This is a genomic window from Gilvimarinus sp. 1_MG-2023, from assembly GCF_030548285.1.
In genome coordinates this window covers 1-24428 of the sequence record NZ_JAUOSC010000002.1, presented here as the reverse complement: position 1 = coordinate 24428, position 24428 = coordinate 1, and the positions used below count along the sequence as shown (strand labels likewise).

The following is a 24428-nucleotide window of genomic DNA, read 5'->3' as shown; positions in this document are numbered from 1 at the left end:
TTCATGCACTGTCCGTTTTGCAGCGCCGAAGAAACCAAAGTTATCGATTCCCGCTTAGTCGCCGAGGGCGATCAGGTGCGTCGTCGACGTGAGTGTCTCGCTTGTCACGAGCGCTTTACCACCTACGAAATTGCCGAATTGGTGATGCCACGTATCATCAAGCAAGATGGCACTCGTGAGCCTTTTGATGAGGCTAAGCTTCGTGCAGGCCTGCAGCGCGCCTTAGAAAAGCGTCCGGTGTCGGTTGAGGCCATTGAAACCGCGATTGCTAATATTAAGCACTTTCTACAAGCCACCGGCGAGCGCGAAGTTAAATCGCGCCGACTGGGTGAAAAAGTAATGGATGAGTTGCGCAACCTAGATGAAGTCGCTTATGTGCGTTTCGCCTCGGTCTATCGCAGCTTTAAAGACTTGCACGAGTTCCGCCAAGAGATTGACCGCCTTGAGGGGCAGGAGCGGGACTCGCTCGATACGCCCTAGGGTCTAGGCTCTGAAGTATGACGAACCCCCACATGAATGATAGCGTCTACATGGCCGAGGCGCTCAGCCTCGCTCGCCGTGGTATTTATACCGTAACCCCCAATCCGGCGGTCGGTTGCGTTTTGGTGCGCGACGGTCAAGTAATTGGTCGCGGCTGGCACCAGCGTGCTGGTGATCACCACGCCGAAATCAACGCGATGCGCGATGCCTGTTCACAGGCCGGGCTCGCCCCCGACTCGCTGAGCGCGCGCGCCGCGGCGTGCCGCGGCGCCACTTGTTACGTCACGCTAGAGCCTTGCAGTCACACCGGCCGCACCGGCCCTTGTGCCCAAGCGATTATTGACGCCGGCATCGCTCGCGTCGTCTATGCCATGGAGGATCCCAATCCACAAGTGGCGGGTCGTGGGCTCGAATTGATTGCTGAGGCCGGCATTCCGGTTGCCGGCCCAGTGTTGGAAGATGAAGCTCTGGCACTTAACCGCGGCTTCGTGCGTCGTATGACGCGCCGCCGTCCCTTTATACGTTGCAAAATGGCCATGAGCCTGGATGGCCGCACGGCAATGGCTAGCGGCGAAAGCCAGTGGATTACCGCCCGGCGCGCGCGCGAGGATGTGCAGCGCCTGCGCGCCGCCAGTTGCGCGATTTTGTCTGGTGTGGACACCGTATTATTGGACAAGGCTTCGTTGACGGTGCGCCGGGAAGATTGGTTGGAGGCCCCAGCTGAGGGCGATATTCGCCAGCCGCTGCGAGTAATTCTGGACTCCACCGGTCGGTTAACCCCGGATGCGACACTGGTGCAAATTACCTCGCCTATACTGCTGATACACACCGAAGAAGTTGATCCGGCCGGTTGGCCCGATCATGTCGAGCACTTGGTGTTGCCTGCGCGCGAGGGTCGGGTCAGTCCGCTGGCGGTGGTGCAAGAATTGGCCAAGCGCGAGATCAACGAGGTGTTGGTTGAGGCAGGCGCCAAAGTGGCGGGCAGCTTCCTGCGTTTAGGGCTTTTAGATGAACTCGTTATCTATATGTCACCCAAGTTGTTGGGTAACAAAGCGCGCGGGTTGTTTGAGCTGCCAATCGATGCCATGGCGGGGCAGTTGCCGCTGGACATTAAAGATATGCGGGCCATCGGCCAGGACTGGCGGATTACCGCGGTTCCGGATTTTGACTCTTAAGCGACTAAGGCGAAAGTGTGTTTACAGGAATTATTGAAGCGGTCGGCGAAATAGCAGCCATCACCCCTAAAAGTGGTGATATTAGCCTCTATATTCGCACCGGCCAGCTGGACTTAACTGATGTGGCGTTAGGTGATTCCATCGCCACTAACGGCGTATGCTTGACCGTGGTGGAGTTGCCAGGCGATGGCTACCGCGCCGATGTCTCGCGCGAAAGCTTGGCTCTGACCACCATCGAACAATGGCGCGTGGGCCAGCGGGTTAATTTAGAAAAGGCCTTGTTGCCTACCACCCGCTTAGGTGGTCATATCGTCAGTGGCCATGTCGATGGTGTGGGCGAGGTGGTCAGCCGCCAGCCAGACGCCCGCTCGGAGCGCTTTGCCATTCGGGCGCCGCAAGCCTTGGCGAAATATATTGCCCACAAGGGCTCGATTACGGTAGATGGCACCAGCCTTACCGTCAATAAGGTTGAAGGTTGCACCTTTGAGCTCAATATTGTGCCCCATACTCTGGCGCAAACGATTATGGCTAGTTATCAGGCCGGCAGTCTGGTGAACCTGGAAGTGGATGTACTGGCGCGCTATCTTGAGCGTCTACTGCAAGGGGACGCAGCCGCTGCCAGCGATGGCATTACCGAATCATTTTTAACCGAACACGGCTTTAATAAGTGATGGAATTAAATACTGTAGACGAATTATTGGATGATCTGCGCCAAGGCAAAATGATTATCTTAATGGACGATGAAAACCGCGAAAATGAAGGCGACCTGATTATGGTGGCCGAGCAGGTGCGGGCCGAAGATATCAATTTTATGGCCAGCCATGCACGCGGCCTTATTTGTCTGACCCTAACCCCCGAGCGCTGCACCCAGCTGGGCTTGCCGTTAATGGTGCAGGACAATAAAGCCAAACACTCGACTAATTTTACTACCTCTATCGAGGCGGCCGAAGGCGTTACCACGGGTATTTCCGCGGCTGACCGGGCGCGCACTGTGCGTGTAGCGGTGTCGGGTGATGCTAAACCTGCCGATATTGTGCAGCCGGGGCATATCTTCCCGATTATGGCGCAGCCCGGTGGGGTGATGAGCCGCGCAGGTCATACCGAGGCCGGCTGTGACTTGGCGCGTATGGCGGGGTTCGAATCCGCCGCGGTGATTGTCGAGATTATGAACCCAGATGGTTCCATGGCACGCCGCCCTGAGCTGGAAGAGTTTGCCAAAGTTCACGGCTTAAAAATTGGCACCATCGCCGAGCTGATTCACTACCGCGCGACCAAAGAGCAGACAGTGGAGTGTATTAATCAGCGCTCGGTGCAAACCCAATACGGCGATTTTGCCCTGCATACCTACCGCGATACCGCGCGCGGCGACTTGCACTTTGCCTTGGTTAAAGGCGAGATAACACCGGATGAGCCGACGTTGGTACGCGTGCATGTGATGGATACCGCCCGCGATTTGCTCGCCATTAAACGGCCCGCCACCGATGGCGCGAGTTCCTGGACCTACGGCGGCGCACTGGAGCATATTAACCAGCAGGGGTGTGGTGTTTTGGTGTTAATTTGCCACGATGAGTGTACCAGCGACGTAGAAGAGTCGATCGACTGGTTGTTGTCTGGTCGTCAGCAGCGCCGCAGTCCCGATGTGGTGTACAAACAGGTGGGCACCGGCTCGCAAATTTTGCGCGACCTGGGCGTGAGCAAAATGCGGGTTATGTCGGCCCCGATGCGCTTTTCTGCGCTGTCGGGCTTTGACTTGGAAGTGGTGGACTACGTCAGCCCAGAAAGCAATTAAACCGACTCGAATGTCGCAAAAACGAATTGAATTGAACCGTAAGTGAGAGAACTATGAGTATAAATGTCATCGAAGGCGATTTTTCCGCCTCTAGTGGGCAGTACGCCCTGATTGTCAGCCGCTGGAACAGCTTTGTGGTAGAGAGCCTAAAAGACGGCGCACTGGACACCTTGCGTCGGCACGGTATCAGTGACGATCAGGTTACTGTTTATTACGCACCGGGTGCGTTTGAGTTTCCGTTGGTGGCACAAAAGATTGCCGCCAAAAACAAGTACGATGCCATTGTCGCCCTAGGCGCGGTGATTCGCGGTGGCACCCCGCATTTTGATTACGTCGCGGGTGAGTGCACCAAAGGCTTAGCGCAAGTGTCGCTCAACGCCGGTGTACCCATCACCTTTGGTGTGTTAACGGTCGACACCATCGAGCAGGCCATCGAACGCTCAGGGACTAAAGCGGGCAACAAAGGTGTTGAGGCGGCTTCCACCGCACTCGAAATGGTTTCTCTGTTGGGTAAAGTGTAATGACAGACGGCAATAATGTTTCACCATCGGCCCGACGCAAAGCTAGGCACTATGCCGTGCAAGGGCTGTATCAGTGGAAGATGTCCGGCAATAGCGTCAATATTATCGAGGCGTCCTTTCGCACTGAATACGACATGAAAAATGTCGACGTCGCTTATTTTCATGAAATATTGCATCAGGTGCCGGCGCGGCTTGATGAGGTGCAGGCCATTTACTCGCCGCACCTGCAAGATCGCAATGATGAAGAGCTGGACCCGGTCACCGAAGCGGTGTTGCGTCTGGCTTGTTACGAGTTGAAGTACCGCATCGATGTGCCCTACAAAGTGGTGATTAACGAAGCGGTAGCACTGTCGAAAAAATTCGGCGCCACCGACAGCCATAAATTTGTGAACGGTGTTCTCGATCGCGCCGCCGAGCAAACGCGCGGGCTGGAAGTGTCCGCCAATCGCAATAAGAGATAAGTTGTGGCGGCCGGCGAATTTGAGCTTATTAATCACTACCTGAAACCAGCGCCGGATGAAATATTGCCGGACTCGGTATTGCTGGGAATTGGTGATGACGCCGCTCTGATTCAACCATCGGTGGAGCAACACCTCGCGGTTGCCACCGATACCTTGGTGGCCGATGTGCATTTTCCGGCGACTGCGCCTGCGGACTTGATCGCCGAGCGCAGTTTGCGCGTTAATTTAAGTGATATGGCCGCTATGGGGGCCGAGCCCCAGTGGTTTACCTTATCACTGACCTTGCCGAGCGAATGGGACAGTGAGTGCCGCCGCGACTGGGTGGCGACTTTTAGCCGTGGGTTAAAAGCCTGCGCCAAACAATTCGGTTGTGTGCTGATTGGTGGTGATACCACGCAGGGTCCGTTGTCGGTGGGTATTCACATGCTGGGTCAGGTACCGCCTGCCGAGGCGCTGCGCCGCGACGGAGCCGAGCCCGGAGACTTTGTGTTAGTGACAGGCTGCTTGGGCGATGCCGCCGCCGCATTGGCCGTTTTGGACGACGACAGCACCGATAGCCGCCGTGACTATTTGCGCGACCGTTATTATCGGCCCAGTCCGAGAGTCGCAGAAGGGCAGCTGTTGCGCAAAATAGCCAGTAGCGCTCAAGATATATCCGACGGATTACTGGCCGATTTAAATCATATTTGTCAGGCCAGCGATGTCGCCGCCGAACTGGATTTAGATCAACTACCCATGAGTGCAGCGCTGGCAGAAGCAGGCGAAAGCGATGCGGTGCGACTTGCCACCTCCGGTGGGGATGATTACGAGCTGGTCTTTACCGTGGCGGCCGAGAATATGCCAGCCCTTGCGATGTTGCAAGCCGAGGGCAAACTGGAGGCGACAGTGATCGGACGTATTCTCAGTGGTGCGGGTGTTCATTGCCAGTGGCAAGGCGATGTCTACCAAAGTTCAATAACCGGATATCAGCACTTTTAAATTATGACTAACTCACTCCCCAAACCCAGCTGGCGCCAGTTGTACACCAATCCCAACCACTTCTTTGCTTTTGGTTTTGGCGCGGGCATGGCCCCCAAAGCACCGGGCACCTTCGGTACGTTAGCGGCGATTCCGCTGTACTGGTTAATCAGTGATTTACCCTTAGCACTGTATATTGCCGTGATAATCGTAGGCTTTGCGGTTGGTGTTTACTGGTGCGATCGCAGCTCCCGGGCACTGGGCGTGCACGATCATCCAGGGATTGTCTGGGATGAAATCATTGGCTATTGGATTACCATGCTCTGGGCGCCCGCCGGCTGGGGCTGGATTGTTTTAGGTTTTGTTTTATTTCGTCTGTTTGATATTGCCAAACCCTGGCCGGTGTCCTTTGCCGATAAAAAGGTCAGCGGTGGGCTGGGCATTATGATTGACGATGTGCTAGCCGCGCTTTACGCCCTCTTGGCGATGCAGTTGTGCGTTTGGGGTTGGGCGTATTTTGCGTGATAAGGAAATTTGCCAGCGGAGGGATTGCTATGTGTACATTTGATTTTGCTCTAAAGCGTATGGCTCAGGTAATGATTGTGGGCTGCGTTTTGGGGTTGTCACAGCTTGCGGTTGGGGCCGATATATCGGCGCAAATGCTAGCTAAAGACACCGCATTAATAGAGATTGACGGCAAGCAGCGTATGCTGCGCGCGGGCCAAACCAGCCCGGAGGGCGTCACCTTGATTCGCTCCTCGCGCACTGGCGCCGAGGTGGAGTATCAAGGGGAAACCTACAACTTAACCCTGCAGCGTCGAATTGCAACAAGCTTTACCGAGACCGAAATGGTTGAGGTGCGCATCAGCAGTGGAGAGGGTGGGCACTATTCGACTTCCGGACGCATCAATGGTTTAACGGTGGAATTTATGGTCGACACCGGCGCCACTACCGTTGCCATGAGCGGGCAACATGCCGAGCAGCTGGGCATCAATTACTTGGCCGGTGAACCCATGCAGGTTTCGACCGCTAACGGTGTCGCTTCGGCCTATAGCCTTTGGCTCGACAGTGTGTCGGTCGGGCTGGTTGAGGTAAAACATGTAGAGGCTGTGGTAATACCCGGCACATCTCCGCGCACCATTTTACTGGGCAACAGTTATTTGGGGTTGGTGGATATGCGCACGGAGAATGGGGTGCTGGTTTTACAATCGCGCCTGTAATACGCAGGGCTTAGGCCCGAGAGAATCAATAGAGAATATTTGGTGACAGTAACATTTGTTGAATCTTGCAAATTGCCGACCCCCTGGGGCATGTTTGTTATGCATGGCTTCGCCGACAGTGGACTCGATAAAGAGCACGTTGTACTGACGATGGGGGATATCGATTCGGAAGAGCCGGTATTAGCCCGGGTGCACTCCGAGTGTTTAACTGGCGATGCCCTGTTTAGTATGCGCTGTGATTGCGGCCCACAACTGCAAGCGGCGATGCACAAGGTGTCTATTGTCGGGCGCGGTGCTATCTTTTATTTGCGTCAAGAAGGGCGCGGCATTGGTCTGCTCAATAAAGTAAAGGCTTACCACCTGCAAGATTGCGGTGCCGATACCGTTGAGGCCAACGAACAATTGGGCTTTGGTGCGGATATGCGCGATTACAGTATTCTCAGGCCAATGATGTCGCACCTGAACATCGATGCGCTTAAACTGATGACCAACAATCCGCGCAAGGTAAAAGCATTGGAAGATATGGGGGTGAAAGTGGTTGAACGTATTCCCCATCAAACCGGGCGCAACCCGCACAATGCCAAGTATTTGGAAACGAAAAAAGGCAAGCTGGGTCATCTGTTTGAAGATGAGAACGACGAATTAATATAAGACGAATGAGTAAAAGGTAACACAATGGCGACACGTATTGCCGTGACCGGCGCCGCCGGCCGCATGGGAAAAATTTTAATTGAAGCAACCGTTAAATCAGACTCGGCGCAATTGGCCGCGGCGATTGTGCGCCCGGGCAGCTCACTGGTGGGTGCGGATGCTGGTGAACTTGCCGGTGTAGGTAAAATCGGTGTGATCGTAACGGACAGCCTGGCTGATGTGGTCGATCAATTCGATGCCATTATTGATTTCACCACGCCCGAGGCTACGCTTGCTAATGCGGCCCTGTGTGCCGAGCACGGCAAAGCCATGGTGATTGGCACTACCGGTTTTAGCGATGCCGAAAAAGAGCAGCTGCTGTCTTATCAAGCGCAAATTCCTCTGTGTTTGGCGGCGAACTTTAGCACCGGTGTCAATCTCTGTTTTAAATTATTGGAAACTGCCGCGCGTGTGATGGCGGCCGAATCCGATATCGAAATTGTCGAAGCGCATCATCGCCATAAAGTCGATTCGCCTTCAGGCACCGCGTTGCGCATGGGGGAGGTGATTGCCGACACCACCGGGCGCAATTTAAAAGAGGTGGCCGTCTATGGTCGCGAGGGCATTGCCGGCGAGCGCGAGCGCGACACCATCGGCTTTGCCACGGTGCGCGGCGGCGATGTAGTGGGCGAGCACACGGTAATGTTTTTGGCCGATGGCGAGCGGGTGGAAATTACCCATAAAGCCTCCAGCCGTTTGGCGTTTGGTAATGGCGCGGTGCGGGCGGCCAGTTGGTTGCTGACACAAGAGCCAAAGCTCTATGACATGCAGGATGTGTTAAACCTCAAGTGAGCTAAACTGTGCTGCCTAAACATATAGACTATCGCCCCGAAATAGACGGCCTGCGTGCGCTTGCGGTATTAGGGGTCATACTCTTCCATATCGATGCGAGCTGGTTAACCGGTGGTTATGCCGGGGTTGATGTGTTTTTTGTCATCTCCGGATTTTTAATTACCGCCAATATTCAGCGAGATATAGCGGCAGAGCGATTCTCCTTTAAACGCTTTTACGCGCGGCGCTTTAAGCGATTGGCCCCGGCACTGATGGTAACGGTGTTGGCCACATTGGCGGCCTCGGTGTTTATTCTGACGCCCGAACACTTATTGATGACGGTAAAGGCCGCAGTAGCCTCCTTGCTGTCTGTCTCCAATATTTTATTTTGGTTTGAATCTGGCTATTTTGACCTGGATGCGCATTTAAAACCCTTGTTGCACACTTGGTCACTGAGCGTTGAAGAACAGTTTTATTTAATTTGGCCAGCGTTACTGTTGGCCCTGCTGCGAATCCAGTCGGTTGCATTGCGGCTGCTCTTCTTACTATTGATTGGAGCGGTGTCTCTATTGGCCAGTCAGTGGTTTTTGGCAATGGGAAAGGCGTCCACCGCGTTTTATTGGATGCCGCTTCGAACCTTCGAGTTTGTTATCGGTGCTTTGGCTGTTTATTGTCCGCTGCGAATGCTACCTGTATTGGTGCGTAATGTATTGTCGGTGCTGGGCCTGGTTGCGGTTGGTTTTAGTTTTGTACTTTTCTCGAAAGATACCGCATTCCCCGGCGTAGCCGCTTTGTTGCCAGCACTCGGCGCTATGATGCTCATATTATCGGGCAGTGTGATGTCAACTCGTTGGCTGTTGCAGAACCCGGTGGTGGTGTTTATCGGCAAAATTTCCTACTCGGCTTACTTGGTGCACTGGCCGCTGATTGTGCTTACGCTATATCTCAGTGTAGGAGGGGTAAATCTAACCACAAAGTGGTTATTATTCGGTTTGTCGCTGGGGCTGGGGGCTATCAGTTGGCGCCTCGTTGAGCAACCGTTTCGCTATGGCGGCGCGGGAAGGTTCTATCGACTTGGGCCTGTATCGGCTGGCTTATTATTGGTCACGCTCAGTGTGTGCGCTGTTACCTGGATGACACACGGCAACCCTTTAGGAAAGCCGCAAACGCTAACACCTGAGGCGATCAGTGAGGGCAAGAGTCGGCGCTTTAAGTGGTTGGCTGATGGTTGCAACCTGCTGACTCTAGATAATTCTGGTCGCTGTCACTTAGAGGCGTCTACCCAAACCTTTGTATTTGGTAATTCACACGAACCGGACGGTTATAATATTTGGCGCACAGCCTACGCTAATGAGCAGCACAATATTATTTCCTTTGGCACGGTTAACGGTTGCGAGGAATTTATAAAAAATATTGATGCCTCGATGCCTGATGATCGGCAGTGCGTAAAACGACTGCAGCAACTCGCCTCACCAGAATTTTCCCGCCGTTTAGATTACATTGTACTGAGTTCCAACAAACCTTTTGCCCGCAATAAGGCGATTGAGTTTCAGGTTGTTGCACAAATTCTGCGCCATAACCCCGAGATCCAAGTTATTCTGTTAGGCGGATATCTTAACCTTAAGCAGGATTGCTCCTATTACATAGAAGCTGAGCAAAATTTACAGGCTTGCAGCAATTCTGAGTATATTTCCTACTCACGCGCGACCGAAGTCCGCCATCGGCAAGAAGAAAATTATCGGGCTATAACGGCACTTGCCGATGTATACTACGTTAATAAGTTCGATTTAATGTGTAATGAATCAAGTTGCTCGGCCTATGCTGGTCGTGAGCCTTTCGCCTATGATAAACATCACTTAAGTTTTGGCTTTGCGGTGGTGTTGGGTGAGAAGTTGCGCGAGCGTTATCGTTCGGTGGATGAAATACTAGTGCCACACAATCAGCTTTAATAGGGCGCGCTCTGTGCGCCTGTACTCTGTTTTTATTGTTACAAATTCGTTACAATTCCCGCTCTCAAGTTAAGTTAAAGTGTCCCCGTCGCGCGCTGCGCGCGTTCTATTGTTACGCCTTCCAAATTATTTCTTGTGAGAAAGGAGTCTTGTGTTGTTGCGAAAGTCGCACTTGTTTTATCGTTGTGGTTTTATCGCTTGTGCTTTGTTGCTGTTAGCGGTCAGTGTTGTGCTGGTTGATGGTTCGGTGGCGTGGGGCGAAAGCGGGCTTAAATTGACGGCCAACATACTGCCGGTTAGCTTGGCTTACCTGGCTGCGCTGGGCTTGACGCGCCGTCCGTTGGTCGCCCTCATTTTAGCGCTGGCATTGATGTTTATGGTTTTTGCCGCCAATGCCGCCAAAGTTAGCCACTTGGGGGAGCCGGTGACTTTCCCCGATATTTTTCTGATTGAGCAAGCGCTGTCGGCGTGGACCCTAGCTTCTAAATACATCAGTGTTTGGTTTTATGTCGCGTTCGCATTGGTGTTGATGCTAATTGGCATCGGTCTTTATTACGAGAGGCCTATGCGTCACGCGGTATCCTGGTCATTGCTGGGTGTTTCTTTATTAGGTTTTACCTATCTGGCGCAGGCTGAAAAAAGCGTCGATTCGCTTTATTCAGACACAGCCCACGGCGCCAAGCCTTGGATTGTCAGCGAGCTCGCCCTCAAGCAAGGGTTGATAGCTTCGTTGGTAACCAGTGCCCGGGTCGCCCACTTTACCTTGCCGCCATACGACAATAAGCAGGTCGGTAAATTAGTAGCGCAGTATGGCTTGGATCAGCCGTTAGAGGTTGAGCAAGTAAAGCCCGATATTGTGCTTTGGTTGGCGGAGAGCTTTTTTGATCCGGCGATACTGCAAGGTGTGGACACTTGCCAGTTTGTACCCGAGTACTGCGAGCTGAGTCGGGACTCGTTGGTCACCGCTCTCGCGGTGCCGACTTTTGGCGGCAATACCACCCGCACAGAATTCGAGGTATTGACCGGTATACCTTTTCATTCCTTGGGCACTCAGAGCTTTCCGTATGCGGCCGTGGTGCACGACGAGTTCAACTCTATCGGCTGGACGCTAGCCGAGCAGGGCTATAACACCACAGCAATACATCCGCATAAGGCCGGTTTCTGGCAGCGCAATCGCGCTTTGCCTCTGCTTGGTTTCGAGCGTTTTATTGCCAGCCAAAATATGACCCACATCGACAAAGACGGAATCTGGCCTTCGGATGATTCGCTCGCAGATAGCGTAGTGCAGTTATTGGCTCAAGCCGAGCAGCCGCAATTTATCTTTACTATTTCAATGGAAGGGCACGGGCCGTTTGATAAGCGCGACGTACTCGATAACGCCGAGCGCGATGCCATAGCGCCTTTGCCGGGCTTAGAAGGTAAGTTGCTGGATAACTGGCGTCAGTATATCTATCATGCCAAGCGTTCGGCTCGGGCTATGCAGAAAATCAAAGCCTTTGTGGAGGCTCGCGATCGGCCCACTTTGGTAGTTTATTTTGGCGATCATTTGCCGGGCTTAAGACCCATGTTTGAGGTGTTGCAGTTTAAGGATGGGAAAAAACCTTATGAGCAAAAAACACCCGCCATGGCCTTTGCCAATTATGAGTTGCCCGACATCTGGCTGCCTGAGGCGAGTTATGAGTTGGGTTTGTGGGCTCTGGCGTTGTCCGGTCAGACGCATACCGATCACTACTCTCAGTTGGCGGCGGCCACCGGCTTGGCTAAGGGAGGGCGGGAGCTTGATGTTGGCGCTGCCCTCGGAGACTTCCGGGCGCGCCAACTATACCGCTGAGTTGTTGCGAAAATGTCCAATTTGGTTGGACAAAGCATCTCATTTGGCCTAAAATGCGCGGTTAGTTGCATTAGCCACAAGCCGCGCCAGTGGTCGCCATAGAACAGTGAATAAATAAGCGAGATGAAGCCCGATGTTTCATCTCGCTTTTTTGCAACTTGCGGCCGGGCTTTAATTATTCCGACGAAGCAGTAACCCCGCTAACGCACCCGCCAGGTGTGGTCGCTTCGCTCGGCATAAAGAAAGTGAAATTTTAGGAGGTTGACTTGATTACAGGGCCCCACAGACCCGCATTACTGGTCCTTGAAGACGGTAGCGTCTTCAAAGGTACTGCCATCGGTGCCGACGGCTTGTCCGTTGGTGAGGTGGTGTTTAATACCTCCATGACAGGCTATCAGGAGATTCTGACCGATCCTTCCTACGCCCGTCAGATCGTTACGCTGACTTACCCGCACATCGGCAATACCGGCACCACGCTGGAAGACGAAGAGTGCGACACCATTTGGTCGGCAGGGTTGGTGATCCGCGACTTGCCGGCCCGCTCCAGCAACTTCCGTCAGACACAAAGCCTTGATGAGTACCTCAAGGCCAAGAATGTGGTGGGTATTGCCGACATCGATACCCGTCGTCTGACCCGCCTGTTGCGCGACAAGGGCGCGCAAAGCGGCTGTATTATTGCCGGCGACGTGGATGAAGCCAAAGCCCTGGAAGCGGCCAAGACCTTCCCGGGCCTTAAAGGCATGGATTTAGCCAAAGAGGTGAGTTGTAAAACATCTTACCCCTGGCGCGAAGGCAGCTGGCAGCTGGGTGAGGGTCACTCGGATGCACAGACGGGCACTTTTAAGGTAGTCGCTTACGACTATGGTGTAAAACGCAATATCCTGCGCATGCTGGCCGATCGCGGCTGCGACATCACCGTAGTGCCGGCGCAAACCCCCGCCAGCGAAGTCTTGGCCATGAACCCCGATGGCGTGTTTCTCGCCAACGGTCCGGGCGACCCGGAGCCCTGTGATTATGCCATCGCCGCAATCAAAGAAATTCTCGAAACCGACATTCCGGTGTTCGGTATTTGTTTGGGGCATCAGCTGCTGGCGCTAGCCTCCGGTGCTAAAACCTCGAAAATGAAGTTTGGTCACCACGGCGGCAATCACCCGGTGCAGGATCTAGAGTCTGGCCGGGTGATGATCACGGCGCAAAACCACGGCTTTGCGGTGGATGAGTCGAGCCTGCCGGCTAATTTGACGGCGACCCACAAGTCGCTGTTCGATGGCTCTTTACAGGGTATTCATCGCACCGACAAACCGGCCTTTAGCTTCCAGGGACACCCGGAAGCCAGCCCCGGCCCGCACGATGCCGATGGTCTGTTTGACCACTTTGTAGAGTTGATGGAAAACGCGAAACGGTGACGCAAGGGCTGAGCCCAGTCTAACCACCGAGCAACCTTTAAACCGATTCGCCAAGCGAGACAGACATGCCAAAACGTACCGACATTAACAGCATTTTGATTTTGGGCGCAGGCCCCATTGTGATTGGCCAGGCCTGTGAGTTCGACTACTCCGGCGCACAGGCCTGCAAAGCCCTGCGAGAAGAAGGCTACCGGGTGATTCTGGTAAACTCGAACCCAGCCACAATCATGACCGACCCGGCTATGGCCGACGCCACCTATATTGAGCCGGTGGAGTGGGAAACCGTTGCCAAAATTATTGAAAAAGAGCGCCCGGATGTCGTGCTGCCGACCATGGGTGGTCAAACCGCATTGAACTGCGCGTTGGATTTGGCCAAAAACGGCGTCTTAGAGAAGTACAACGTCGAGTTGATCGGTGCCAAAGAAGAGGCCATTAATATGGCCGAAGACCGCGACTTGTTTGATAAGGCAATGAAGCGCATTGGCCTTGAGTGCGCGCGCGCGAAAATCGTCCACTCCATGGACGAGGCGCTGAAAGTGCCGAAAGAATTTGGTTTTCCCTGCATTATTCGCCCGTCGTTTACCATGGGCGGCTCCGGTGGCGGTATCGCCTACAATTGGGAAGAATTTGAAGAAATTTGTACCCGCGGCCTGGATTTGTCGCCCACCAATGAGCTGTTGATCGACGAGTCGTTGCTCGGTTGGAAAGAGTACGAAATGGAAGTGGTGCGCGATAAAGCCGACAATTGCATTATCGTTTGCTCGATTGAAAACTTCGACCCTATGGGCGTACACACCGGCGACTCCATTACCGTTGCGCCGGCGCAAACTCTGACCGATAAAGAACTGCAAATTATGCGTAACGCCTCGCTGGCGGTGCTGCGTGAAATCGGTGTGGAAACCGGCGGCTCTAACGTGCAGTTTGCGGTTAACCCGGAAAACGGCCGTTTGGTTGTGATCGAGATGAACCCGCGTGTATCGCGCTCATCGGCTTTGGCTTCCAAGGCAACCGGCTTCCCCATCGCTAAGGTTGCGGCCAAGTTGGCGGTAGGTTACACCTTGGATGAATTGCAAAACGACATTACCGGTGGTGCCACACCGGCCTCATTTGAGCCGTCTATCGATTACGTGGTCACTAAAATACCGCGCTTTACCTTTGAAAAGTTCGGTGACGCCGATGCCCGTCTTACCACGCAAATGAAATCGGTGGGCGAGGTGATGGCGATCGGCCGTACCCTGCAAGAGTCACTGCAAAAAGCCCTGCGCGGTTTGGAAGTGGGCTCAGCCGGGTTTGAGTCTAAGTTGGACTTAAACGCCGAGGAAACCCCCGCGCGCATTCGTCGCGAACTCAACACCCCGGGCGCCGAGCGTATCTGGTATGTGGGTGATGCCTTCCGTCTGGGGATGAGCGTAGATGAAGTCTTTGAAGCCTCCAGTATCGACCCTTGGTTTTTGGAACAAATCCGTGAGTTGATTGAGCTGGAGCAAAAAGTGCGCGCCGCTAAACTGGCCGACCTGAGCTATGACGATTTACGTCTGCTTAAGCGCAAGGGCTTTTCCGACAAGCGCTTAGCATTATTGCTTGGGGTGAAAGAGGCTAAGGTTCGCGCGGCTCGTCACGACATGAATATCCGCCCGACCTACAAGCGCGTGGACACCTGTGCGGCTGAATTCTCCACCTCTACCGCGTATATGTACTCCAGTTACGATGAAGAGTGCGAGGCCGAGCCGACAGACAAAGACAAAATTTTGGTTATCGGTGGCGGGCCTAACCGTATCGGTCAAGGTATCGAGTTTGACTACTGCTGTGTGCATGCGGCGCTTGCCATGCGTGAGGACGGTTACGAGACCATTATGGTGAACTGTAACCCCGAGACCGTATCAACCGATTACGACACTTCCGATCGCTTGTACTTCGAACCTATTACCCTCGAAGACGTGCTGGAAATTGTGCAAAAAGAAAATCCTAAGGGTGTGATCTTGCAGTTCGGCGGCCAAACTCCACTGAAGTTGGCCCGCGCCCTGGAGGCCGAAGGTGTACCGATTATTGGTACCAGCCCCGATGCCATCGACCGCGCCGAAGACCGCGAACGCTTCCAGCAGATGATTGAAAAGCTGGACTTGTTGCAGCCGCCCAATGCCATTGTGCGCTCACTGGAAGAAGCGCTGATCAGCGCGGAAAAAGTCGGCTATCCGCTGGTGGTTCGCCCATCTTATGTACTGGGTGGCCGCGCCATGGAAATTGTGTACAAAGAGGAAGAGCTGCGCACCTATATGCACTCGGCGGTACAAGTGTCCGAAGACGCACCTGTGCTGCTGGATCACTTCCTGAGCGCTGCCATTGAGGTGGACATTGATGCGGTGTCCGACGGTGAGCAAGTGGTTATCGGCGGCATCATGCAGCATATTGAGCAGTGTGGTGTGCACTCCGGTGACTCGGCCTGTTCGCTACCGCCATACTCGCTGCCCGCTGACGTGCAAGACTTAATGCGCGAGCAGGTTAAAGCCATGGCGCTGGAGCTGGGTGTGATCGGCTTGATGAATACTCAATTGGCCTACCAAGACGGCAAAATTTATGTGATTGAAGTCAATCCGCGCGCCTCTCGTACCGTGCCGTTTGTGTCCAAATGTGTGGGTGTTTCTCTGGCGAAAATTGCTGCGCGCTGTCAGGCGGGCACTTCACTGGCCGAGCAAGGCTTTACCAGTGAGATTGTGCCAAGTTATTACAGCGTCAAAGAAGCGGTATTCCCGTTTAATAAATTCCCCGCAGTTGATCCCATTCTGGGCCCCGAGATGAAATCCACCGGTGAGGTCATGGGTGTGGGCGCAACCTTTGGCGAGGCTTACGCCAAAAGTCAGTTGGGCGCCAACAGCAAACTGCCTACCGGCGGCAAAGTATTTGTCAGTGTGCGCGATGTCGATAAGCCTGGGGTCGTGGCTGTCAGCCAAGAGCTGCTGAGCTTGGGCTTCACCATGGTGGCTACTCGCGGTACCGCGAAAGTGCTGAGTGACGCCGGTGTGGCGGTGGAAACCGTCAATAAAGTGGGCGAGGGACGCCCGCACATTGTCGATATGATTAAGAACGATGAAATCGATCTGATTATTAATACCACCGAGGGCCGTCAGGCCACGCGCGATTCGGCATCTATTCGCCGCAGCGCTGAGGCACACAGAGTCTACTACACCACGACCTTAGCCGGCGGCGAAGCCGTGTGCATGGCCATGGAGCAAGGAAAAGATATTCAGGTTCGTCGCTTGCAAGATCTGCACAAGGAGGCAGCGCAATGACTAAATACCCTATGACGGTAGAGGGTGCTGATGCCCTGCGCGCCGAGCTAGAAGAGCTGAAGAAAGTTCAACGTCCGCGCATTATCGAAGCTATTGCTGAGGCACGCGAGCACGGCGATCTTAAAGAAAATGCCGAGTACCACGCGGCGCGTGAACAACAAAGCTTCTGTGAGGGTCGTATTCAAGAGATTGAAGGCAAACTGGCCGACTCACAAGTGATCGATGTGAAAAGTATTCCGCACACCGGCAAGGTAATTTTTGGTACCACGGTTGCTATCGTCAATGTCGAGACCGATGAAGAGAAAACCTACCGTATCGTTGGCGACGATGAGGCGGATGTGAAACAGAACAAAATCTCAATCAGCTCTCCCATCGCCCGCGCCCTAATCGGCAAAGAAGAAGGGGATGTGGTGTTAGTGAAAACCCCTGGCGGTGACGTCGAGTACGAGATTGATTCGGTGGAGCATATTTAGGGGGCGTAGCCCCCGGCGGGATGCAGAATGCTGAACGCGGTACGCAGAATGTAAAAACAAGATGCAACGTTAGACCTTGACAGAGGCGAGTGACGCGGCAGCAAAATTGTTCAGCGTTCAGCGTTCAGCGTTCAGCGTTCAGCGTTCAGCGTTCAGCGTTCAGCGTTCAGCGTTCAGCGTTCAGCGCATCAAATTCGACAGTTTTGGGTTGGGCTTGGCGGCTTTGCGATAGAGCAGGGCCACTTTACCGATGGTTTGCACCAATTCGGTTTTCGGCAGGGCTTTTAGCGCTTCGATCACTTCATAGCGGTCTTCGCGTTCGATCAGTGCCAGCTTGACCTTAATCAGTTCGTGGTCATCCAGAGCGCGGTTCAGCTCGACCAACACCCCCTCCGATAGGCCGTTACCGGCAACGGTGACAATCGGCTTTAGGTTGTGTCCCAAGGAACGGAACTGTTTGCGTTTATCGGCGCTCAGGGGCATATAAGGGTACCTTTTACAATCAATATGAGTATCCGCTTGTGGCGGTTGCGTATTGTAACGCATTGTGCGACTCAGCCAACATCGAAAGATTCGGACAGGACATTACTATGGCCCGATCCAAAAGCAGCAAGCGCTGGCTGGAGGAGCATTTCTCCGACCAGTACGTTAAACAGTCCCAGCGCGACGGTTATCGCTCGCGCGCCAGTTATAAACTGGTAGAGCTGGATCAAAAAGACAAACTCTTTAAGTCGGGTATGACCGTGGTAGACCTGGGCGCCGCACCCGGCGGCTGGTCGCAGGTGGCCGCCCAGCGGGTGGGAGATCACGGCAAGGTACTGGCGTCGGATATTCTGGCGATGGATAGCATTGCCGGAGTTCAGTTTATTCAGGGTGATTTTACCGAAAATGAGGTTTTCGACACACTAATGAGCGCCATCGATGGCTCCCCGGTAGACCTTGTAATATCCGATATGGCCCCCAATATGAGTGGAGTAGGTGCTGTCGATCAGCCCAAGGCCATGTATTTGGTGGAGTTGGCGCTGGATATGGCCAGTCAAATACTGAAACCCGGTGGCAATTTTGTCGCCAAAGTCTTTCAGGGCGAGGGTTTTGAGCCTTGGTTGGCCGATGTGCGTGGCGCTTTTAGCAAGGTTGTCACCCGCAAGCCTGAGGCCTCAAGGGCTCGTTCACGCGAAGTTTATATCGTCGCCAAGGGCTTTAAAGGCTAGTGCACAAGGGTTATAAAGGGTAAAGCTGTGGTTTTTATGACGCTGTTATTCTCAAAACAGTGCCCATGAAGGCTATACTCATACAATTGGCGGAATGAATTTCGCTGGGGACGTTTCGCCCCAAGGGCTCAATAGGAGCCCAAAGATGATGTAAAGAGGGTTCAACCTTGAATGATATGACCAAAAACCTGATTTTATGGCTGATTATTGCCGCCGTGCTGTTCAGCGTATTTCAGGGATTTAATCAACCGACTCAGTCCAATGACATTACCTACTCCGAGTTCGTCACGGCAGTAGAGCAGGATCGCGTGCGCGAAGTCACCATCCAGGAGATGCAGGTTCGCGGCGTTATGGACGACAGCAAGCAATTCTCCACTAACTTGCCACTGATTCGCGACGAAGAATTAATGCCTGATTTGCGCCATCACGATGTGAAAATCACCGTATTGCCGCGCGAAGAGCCCAGCTTGTGGCACCAGCTGCTGGTGGCCAGCTTCCCCATCCTGATTATTATTGCCGTTTTCCTGTTCTTTATGAAACAGATGCAAGGTGGTGCCGGTGGCGGTCGTGGCGGCCCTATGAGCTTTGGTAAGAGCAAGGCTAAGCTACTGGGTGAAGATCAAGTAAAAACCACCTTTGCCGATGTGGCGGGTGTGGATGAGGCCAAAGAAGAGGTGCAGGAGCTAGTCGAGTACCTGCGCGATCCCACCAAATTCCAGCGACTGGGTGGCCAAATCCCCCGCGGCGTATTAATGGCGGGCCCGCCGGGCACGGGTAAAACCTTGTTGGCCAAAGCCATTGCCGGTGAGGCCAAGGTGCCTTTCTTTTCTATTTCCGGCTCTGATTTTGTCGAAATGTTTGTCGGTGTCGGTGCCTCTCGTGTACGCGATATGTTCGAGCAAGCGAAAAAGCAGGCACCGTGCATTATCTTTATCGATGAAATCGATGCGGTTGGTCGCCACCGTGGCGGCGGCCACGGCGGTGGCCACGATGAGCGCGAACAAACACTGAACCAATTGCTGGTGGAAATGGACGGTTTTGAAGGCAACGAAGGCGTTATTGTGATTGCCGCCACCAACCGACCCGATGTGCTCGATAAAGCACTGCTGCGTCCCGGTCGTTTTGACCGCCAAGTGGTCGTGGGGTTGCCGGACATTCGCGGCCGCGAACAGGTACTGAAAGTGCATATGCGCAAAGTGCCCATTTCCGATACCGTTGAGGCATCGGTGATCGCGCGCGGTACTCCAGGTTTCTCCGGCGCTGATCTGGCCAATCTGGTGAATGAGTCGGCCCTGTTTGCTGCCCGTGCCAACAAGCGCTTGGTAACCATGGAAGAGTTTGAAAAGGCACGCGATAAAATCATGATGGGGGCCGAGCGCCGCTCCATGGTGATGAGCGAGCAAGAAAAGGAAAACACCGCCTTTCACGAGGCCGGACATGCCATTGTCGGGCGCTTAGTGCCAGAGCACGACCCGATCCACAAGGTCACCATCATTCCACGAGGCCGCGCCTTGGGTGTCACTCAGTTTTTGCCTGAGTCAGACAAATACAGCTTGAGCCGCCGCGCGATTGAGTCGCAAATTTGTACTTTATTTGGCGGTCGTATCGCCGAACAAATGACACTGGGTGACGAAGGTATTACTACCGGGGCATCCAATGACATTGAACGGGCCACCGAACTGTCACGCAATATGGTGACTAAGTGGGGGCTGTCTGAGAAGTTAGGTCCGCTGCATTACGGTGAAGACGAAGGCGTGATGCCGGGTTCAGGCTCGCCGAATTATTCGGGGGCTACATCCAAAATCATTGATGAAGAAGTGCGCGATATTGTCGATCGCTGTTACAAGCGAGCGGAAGAATTACTGCATGAGAATCGCGATATTCTGGAAGCTATGAAGGCGGCTTTGGTGGAGTACGAAACCATTGACTCCGAACAAGTTGACGATTTGATGGCGCGTCGTAAAGTGCGCCCACCACGGGACTGGCACGACGGTGACTTTAACGGCCATATGGATGGCGGCGCTAGCGATGACGACAAGTCCGAAAAATCAAAAGATGGTGAAACCGGTCCTATTGGCGGTCCGGCTAAAGATCACTAATTAAATTGATCTGTTCAATAACCCCGCTGCGGCGGGGTTATTTTTTTCAGTAAGAAACACACTGCATGAAACCAGCCTCAGCATTGACCGGCGAGCTTGCCGCCGCATCTTACCGTATCGACTTATCGCGCCCGCGCGTGATGGGTATTCTTAACACGACCCCCGATTCCTTTTCTGACGGTGGCAACTGCTATCAGAGTGATCAGCTCGCTCTCGATTTGGCTCTGCATCGAGCTGAAGCTATGCTGGCCGGTGGCGCCAGCATCATTGATGTGGGCGGTGAATCCACCCGCCCTGGGGCTAAACCTGTGGGTGAGCAACAAGAGCTGGATCGAGTTGTGCCGGTGGTCGAGGCTATTGTGCAAAAATTATCGGCACCGGTTTCGGTGGACACCAGCAGCCCCGCCGTCATTCGTCATAGTGCCGCGGTGGGCGCTGCGATGATTAACGATGTGCGCGCCCTGCGCAAACCCGGCGCACTGCAAGCAGCCGCTGCGACAGGACTGCCAGTGTGTCTTATGCATATGCGCGGTGAGCCGGGCAATATGCAAGATGCTCCGTGTTACGACGATGTTGTTAGTGAAGTAGACGATTTTTTTACCGAGCGACTACAGGCGTGCGCCGATGTTGGGATCGCTCGCGATAAGCTATTGTTGGATCCGGGTTTTGGCTTCGGCAAATCTCTCGCGCACAATCTGACGTTATTGCGCGAGCTTGAACACTTTCATCACTTTGGTTGTCCATTACTGGTGGGCATGTCGCGTAAGTCTATGCTGGGGCAATTGCTGGGGCGTGAGATAAGTGAGCGTTTGCCTGGCTCATTGGCGCTAGCATTAGAGTCTGCCGCCCGCGGAGCGCATATTATTCGAGTGCACGACGTGCAGGAAACCTGCGATGTCTTAGCTGTGCACCAAGCATTACAAATGGAGAATAACAACTCATGAGTCGACAGTATTTTGGTACCGATGGTATTCGCGGCCGCGTTGGCGAAATGCCTATTACCCCTGATTTTATGCTCAAGCTTGGTTGGGCGGCAGGGCGTGTGTTGGTGGACAGGTACGACGGCCCGGGCTTAATTCTTATTGGTAAAGATACTCGTATTTCGGGCTATATGTTTGAGTCTGCACTGCAGGCCGGGCTTATTAATGCTGGTGTTGATGTCGGTTTGTTAGGGCCTATGCCCACGCCGGGTATTGCCTACCTCACTCGTACTTTTCAGGCGCAGGCCGGCATTGTTATCAGTGCATCACACAATTCTTACTATGATAACGGCATCAAGTTTTTCAGCGCCCAGGGAACAAAATTGCCGGATGATATCGAGCAGGCAATTGAGGCCCAACTGGAAAAACCCATGGTTACCTCGGAGCGTTTGGGCAAAGCGCGACGCATTACTGATGCCGCAGGCCGATATATCGAATTTTGCAAAGGCACCATGCCCTGGGGTTTTAATTTAAGCGGTATGCATATAGTGGTCGATTGCGCCCACGGCGCCACCTACCATATTGCCCCTGCGGTATTTTCCGAGTTGGGTGCTAAAGTAATTCCTTTCGCCACCGAACCCAACGGTACCAATATCAATCGCAGCTGTGGCTCAACCAGCCCTGAGGCTTTAAAGGAGCGAGTGCTGGAGGTCGGTGCTGATTTGGGGGTTGCATTTGACGGCGATGGTGACCGTCTGGTTTTTGTTGATCATAAAGGCGAAATTGTCGACGGTGACGAGCTGTTATACATTATTGCCGCTTATCAAAAAGAGTACGGCGGCGGTTGCAGTGGCGTGGTGGGAACCTTGATGAGTAACTTCGGTTTCGAGCTAGGGCTACAGGCACTGGGTATACCATTTGCGCGTGCCAAGGTTGGCGATCGCTACGTAATTGAAACCATGCGTAAAAATGGCTGGGCACTGGGCGGTGAGTCATCCGGGCATATTGTCTGTGGTAATGTGACAACCACCGGCGATGGTATTATCTCAGCGCTACAGATACTGCTGGCGATAAGCACCATGGACCAAACGTTGCACAGCGCCAAGCAAGGTATGGTGAAGTTGCCCCAAACGATGGTGAATGTGCATCGGGTTAAAAATATAGATTTGGCCCAGGATAAAACCATTCAGGCCGCCGTTACAGAAACAGAAGCAAAGCTTGCCGGCCGCGGCCGGGTCTTACTGCGCCCCTCGGGCACCGAGCCGGTGGTGCGAGTGATGGTGGAAGGCGAAGATCGTTCGCAAGTAAAAACCTTAGCTCAAGAGTTAGCCACAGTTGTGGAAGATGCGCTTAGTTAACCAAATACCGATGAATTTACCCCAATTGGTGGTTATTTCGCTTTTACGCCCGTTGTAACTTTTAGTGTGTTCGGCTACCATTGGCGGCCGCTTAACGGAGGGTATGTTATGGCGTCCGAATCAACTGCACAGCGTCGCCGATTAGTTGTCGGTAACTGGAAAATGTACGGTTCGAGACAGGAAAATACCCTTCTATTGGCCGATATACTGGCCGGTTGGGAGCCTTTGGCCGAAGTTGATGTGGCGATTTGCCCCTCATTTATCTATTTGCCACAGGTTGCAGAAGCCCTGCAAGGCTCCGCGATAGCCTGGGGTGGGCAAAGCTTAAACCCGGACGATAGCGGCGCTTTTACCGGCGAGGTCTCCGGTCCTATGCTAGCTGACGTGAATAGCCGATACGTTATTGTGGGTCATAATGAACGCCGACGCTTGCGAGCGGAAACGGATCAGTTTGTGGCGTTACAATTTGTCGCTGCCCAGCGGGCAGGCTTAATCCCAATTTTGTGTGTTGGGGAAAGCGCCGAAGATCGTGCGGCGGGCAATGCATTGGCTTTTATAACCGCCCAAATAAGTGCCGTTATAAATCTGGCAGGCATTGATGCGGTGGCAAGAGCCGTGCTGGCTTATGAGCCTATTTGGGCCGTGGGAACGGGTAAAACTGCCACCCCAGAACAGGCCGCCGAAGTACATGCCCATATTCGCCAACTGTTTGGCGAGCGGGGCGAGCAGCTCACCATTGTTTACGGTGGTAGTGTGAAAGCAAATAACGCAGCACAATTATTTGCTCTGGCCGATATTGATGGCGCCTTACTTGGTGGCGCCTCTTTAAATGCCGAAGAATTTCTGGCTATTTGTCGTCACGCCAATACGGCTGGGTGATAAATACTGAATATTGATACAACTCACTTGTTTATAGAAAACAGCTCAAACTAGAGAGCAGAGAAATGGAAAAAATTGTTTTAATCGTACATATACTGACCGCACTGGGTATTGTTGCCTTGATATTAATGCAGCAGGGCAAAGGTGCCTCTGCAGGTGCGTCTTTTGGTGGCGGCGCTTCGCAAACGGTATTTGGTAGTGAAGGTAGTGGTAACTTCTTCACCCGTGCCACTGCGATCTTTGCTTTCGTCTTTTTCTGCACCAGTTTTGGTTTGGCCATCATTGCTAAAAACAGTGCAAATATACCTGACGAAGCAATTCCAGCCATGATAGAATCCGCACCCGCGATGAGCGACGTACCGACAGCGGCTGAAGAAGCCCAGTCTGATGTACCCAGCGTAGACGTACCAGAAAGCACCGACGACGTACCCGCAGTACCCGCCGAGTAAGTTTTCAAATAGAAATTTGATGCTTTAATGCATCCCCCCTTCACCCAAGCGGTGGAAGGGTAGACGATGCACATGGATGTGCAAGGACCCGAAGCGTTCGCGGCGCTCACGGGGCCAGCTTTGTCGCGTGAGAGGATGATGTGTAGGGATACACAAATGCAACGATAGGCAGGAGCCGTTAGTTGCCGCCGGTAGCGACCACGCGTAGCGTGTCGGGACTCTCGCACAAAACGCTTAGAAAGATTTGATGCTTAATGCATCTCCCCTTTGCCCAAGTGGTGGAATTGGTAGACACGCTATCTTGAGGGGGTAGTGGCGCAAGCCGTGCCGGTTCAAGTCCGGCCTTGGGCACCATTAAAGAGGAAGGCTCTTCACGCAAGTGAAGAGCCTTTTTTTATGTGTGCCAGGCCGAACCGAGGTCCGGCGTGGACGGGGCGCTTCCCTGCGCCCCAGCTCTTCGAGCCAGCCCTTGCCGGGCTGTCCTAATTTGTTCCTGACAAAT

The 24428-nt window shown here is 53.6% G+C and carries 23 protein-coding genes and 1 tRNA gene; 23 read left to right on the top strand and 1 reads right to left on the bottom strand.

Features of this window, described 5'->3' with window-relative positions; genetic code table 11:
- Positions 1-3 precede the first annotated feature (3 nt).
- The 16 genes from nrdR (at position 4) to greA (ending at position 17010) form a co-directional block, all read left to right on the top strand.
- Complete coding sequence (nrdR, locus tag Q4563_RS03070) at positions 4-480, top strand: transcriptional regulator NrdR (RefSeq protein ID WP_215976171.1); 477 nt, start codon at positions 4-6, stop codon at positions 478-480.
- 17 nt (positions 481-497) lie between these two features.
- Positions 498-1655, top strand: coding sequence for a bifunctional diaminohydroxyphosphoribosylaminopyrimidine deaminase/5-amino-6-(5-phosphoribosylamino)uracil reductase RibD (gene ribD / locus Q4563_RS03065; RefSeq protein WP_303603555.1), 1158 nt, complete (start codon positions 498-500; stop codon positions 1653-1655).
- Positions 1656-1672: 17 nt separating this feature from the next.
- Positions 1673-2326 carry a riboflavin synthase gene (locus tag Q4563_RS03060; protein WP_215976169.1) on the top strand — a complete coding sequence of 218 codons (654 nt, stop codon included), beginning with the start codon at positions 1673-1675 and terminating at the stop codon, positions 2324-2326.
- Positions 2326-3444: a bifunctional 3,4-dihydroxy-2-butanone-4-phosphate synthase/GTP cyclohydrolase II gene (gene ribBA, locus Q4563_RS03055; protein ID WP_215976175.1), complete on the top strand. Its 1119-nt coding sequence runs from the start codon at positions 2326-2328 to the stop codon at positions 3442-3444. Before Q4563_RS03060 ends, ribBA begins: the two co-directional genes overlap by 1 nt.
- 53 nt (positions 3445-3497) lie before the next feature.
- A complete protein-coding gene (ribH, locus tag Q4563_RS03050; RefSeq protein WP_215976168.1) occupies positions 3498-3965 on the top strand; it encodes a 6,7-dimethyl-8-ribityllumazine synthase in 468 nt (155 codons plus the stop codon).
- Positions 3965-4426, top strand: coding sequence for a transcription antitermination factor NusB (nusB, locus tag Q4563_RS03045; RefSeq protein ID WP_215976167.1), 462 nt, complete (start codon positions 3965-3967; stop codon positions 4424-4426). Before ribH ends, nusB begins: the two co-directional genes overlap by 1 nt.
- A gap of 3 nt (positions 4427-4429) precedes the next feature.
- Complete coding sequence (thiL, locus tag Q4563_RS03040) at positions 4430-5404, top strand: thiamine-phosphate kinase (protein WP_303603554.1); 975 nt, start codon at positions 4430-4432, stop codon at positions 5402-5404.
- Positions 5405-5407: 3 nt separating this feature from the next.
- A complete protein-coding gene (locus Q4563_RS03035; protein WP_215976165.1) occupies positions 5408-5908 on the top strand; it encodes a phosphatidylglycerophosphatase A family protein in 501 nt (166 codons plus the stop codon).
- 29 nt (positions 5909-5937) lie between these two features.
- On the top strand, positions 5938-6603 hold the full coding sequence (locus Q4563_RS03030; RefSeq protein ID WP_303603553.1) for a retropepsin-like aspartic protease family protein: 666 nt from the start codon (positions 5938-5940) through the stop codon (positions 6601-6603).
- 42 nt (positions 6604-6645) lie between these two features.
- Positions 6646-7254, top strand: coding sequence for a GTP cyclohydrolase II (gene ribA, locus Q4563_RS03025; protein WP_215976164.1), 609 nt, complete (start codon positions 6646-6648; stop codon positions 7252-7254).
- 24 nt (positions 7255-7278) lie between these two features.
- Positions 7279-8085, top strand: coding sequence for a 4-hydroxy-tetrahydrodipicolinate reductase (dapB, locus tag Q4563_RS03020; RefSeq protein WP_303603552.1), 807 nt, complete (start codon positions 7279-7281; stop codon positions 8083-8085).
- A gap of 8 nt (positions 8086-8093) precedes the next feature.
- Positions 8094-10013, top strand: a complete 1920-nt coding sequence (locus tag Q4563_RS03015; RefSeq protein ID WP_303603551.1) for an acyltransferase family protein — start codon at positions 8094-8096, stop codon at positions 10011-10013.
- A gap of 157 nt (positions 10014-10170) precedes the next feature.
- On the top strand, positions 10171-11844 hold the full coding sequence (locus tag Q4563_RS03010) for an LTA synthase family protein (RefSeq protein WP_303603550.1): 1674 nt from the start codon (positions 10171-10173) through the stop codon (positions 11842-11844).
- Between the two features lie 266 nt (positions 11845-12110).
- Positions 12111-13250, top strand: a complete 1140-nt coding sequence (carA, locus tag Q4563_RS03005; protein WP_303603549.1) for a glutamine-hydrolyzing carbamoyl-phosphate synthase small subunit — start codon at positions 12111-12113, stop codon at positions 13248-13250.
- Positions 13251-13315: 65 nt separating this feature from the next.
- The gene (gene carB / locus Q4563_RS03000; protein WP_303603548.1) at positions 13316-16537 is read left to right on the top strand and encodes a carbamoyl-phosphate synthase large subunit; all 3222 of its coding nucleotides are present in this window, start codon (positions 13316-13318) and stop codon (positions 16535-16537) included.
- Positions 16534-17010, top strand: a complete 477-nt coding sequence (gene greA, locus Q4563_RS02995; protein WP_215976156.1) for a transcription elongation factor GreA — start codon at positions 16534-16536, stop codon at positions 17008-17010. The genes carB and greA overlap by 4 nt, the downstream gene beginning before the upstream one ends.
- A 180-nt stretch (positions 17011-17190) precedes the next feature.
- Here greA and yhbY read toward each other — a convergent pair whose 3' ends face one another.
- Positions 17191-17493 (bottom strand): ribosome assembly RNA-binding protein YhbY, encoded by a 303-nt coding sequence (yhbY, locus tag Q4563_RS02990; RefSeq protein WP_215976132.1) that lies wholly within the window; start codon positions 17491-17493, stop codon positions 17191-17193.
- Between the two features lie 107 nt (positions 17494-17600).
- On the opposite strand from yhbY, the gene rlmE reads away from it, so the two are divergent.
- The 7 genes from rlmE (at position 17601) to Q4563_RS02955 (ending at position 24280) form a co-directional block, all read left to right on the top strand.
- Positions 17601-18221, top strand: a complete 621-nt coding sequence (rlmE, locus tag Q4563_RS02985) for a 23S rRNA (uridine(2552)-2'-O)-methyltransferase RlmE (protein WP_215976131.1) — start codon at positions 17601-17603, stop codon at positions 18219-18221.
- A gap of 176 nt (positions 18222-18397) precedes the next feature.
- Positions 18398-20320, top strand: a complete 1923-nt coding sequence (ftsH, locus tag Q4563_RS02980) for an ATP-dependent zinc metalloprotease FtsH (protein WP_215976138.1) — start codon at positions 18398-18400, stop codon at positions 20318-20320.
- Between the two features lie 65 nt (positions 20321-20385).
- A complete protein-coding gene (gene folP / locus Q4563_RS02975) occupies positions 20386-21264 on the top strand; it encodes a dihydropteroate synthase (RefSeq protein WP_303603547.1) in 879 nt (292 codons plus the stop codon).
- Entirely contained in the window at positions 21261-22598 is a 1338-nt protein-coding gene (glmM, locus tag Q4563_RS02970) for a phosphoglucosamine mutase (RefSeq protein ID WP_215976130.1), read from the top strand. The genes folP and glmM overlap by 4 nt, the downstream gene beginning before the upstream one ends.
- Before the next feature lie 108 nt (positions 22599-22706).
- Positions 22707-23477, top strand: coding sequence for a triose-phosphate isomerase (tpiA, locus tag Q4563_RS02965; RefSeq protein WP_303603546.1), 771 nt, complete (start codon positions 22707-22709; stop codon positions 23475-23477).
- 65 nt (positions 23478-23542) lie between these two features.
- Positions 23543-23926: a preprotein translocase subunit SecG gene (gene secG, locus Q4563_RS02960; protein WP_303603545.1), complete on the top strand. Its 384-nt coding sequence runs from the start codon at positions 23543-23545 to the stop codon at positions 23924-23926.
- A 269-nt stretch (positions 23927-24195) separates the two neighbouring features.
- Positions 24196-24280: transfer RNA gene (locus tag Q4563_RS02955), tRNA-Leu, on the top strand.
- Positions 24281-24428 lie beyond the last annotated feature (148 nt).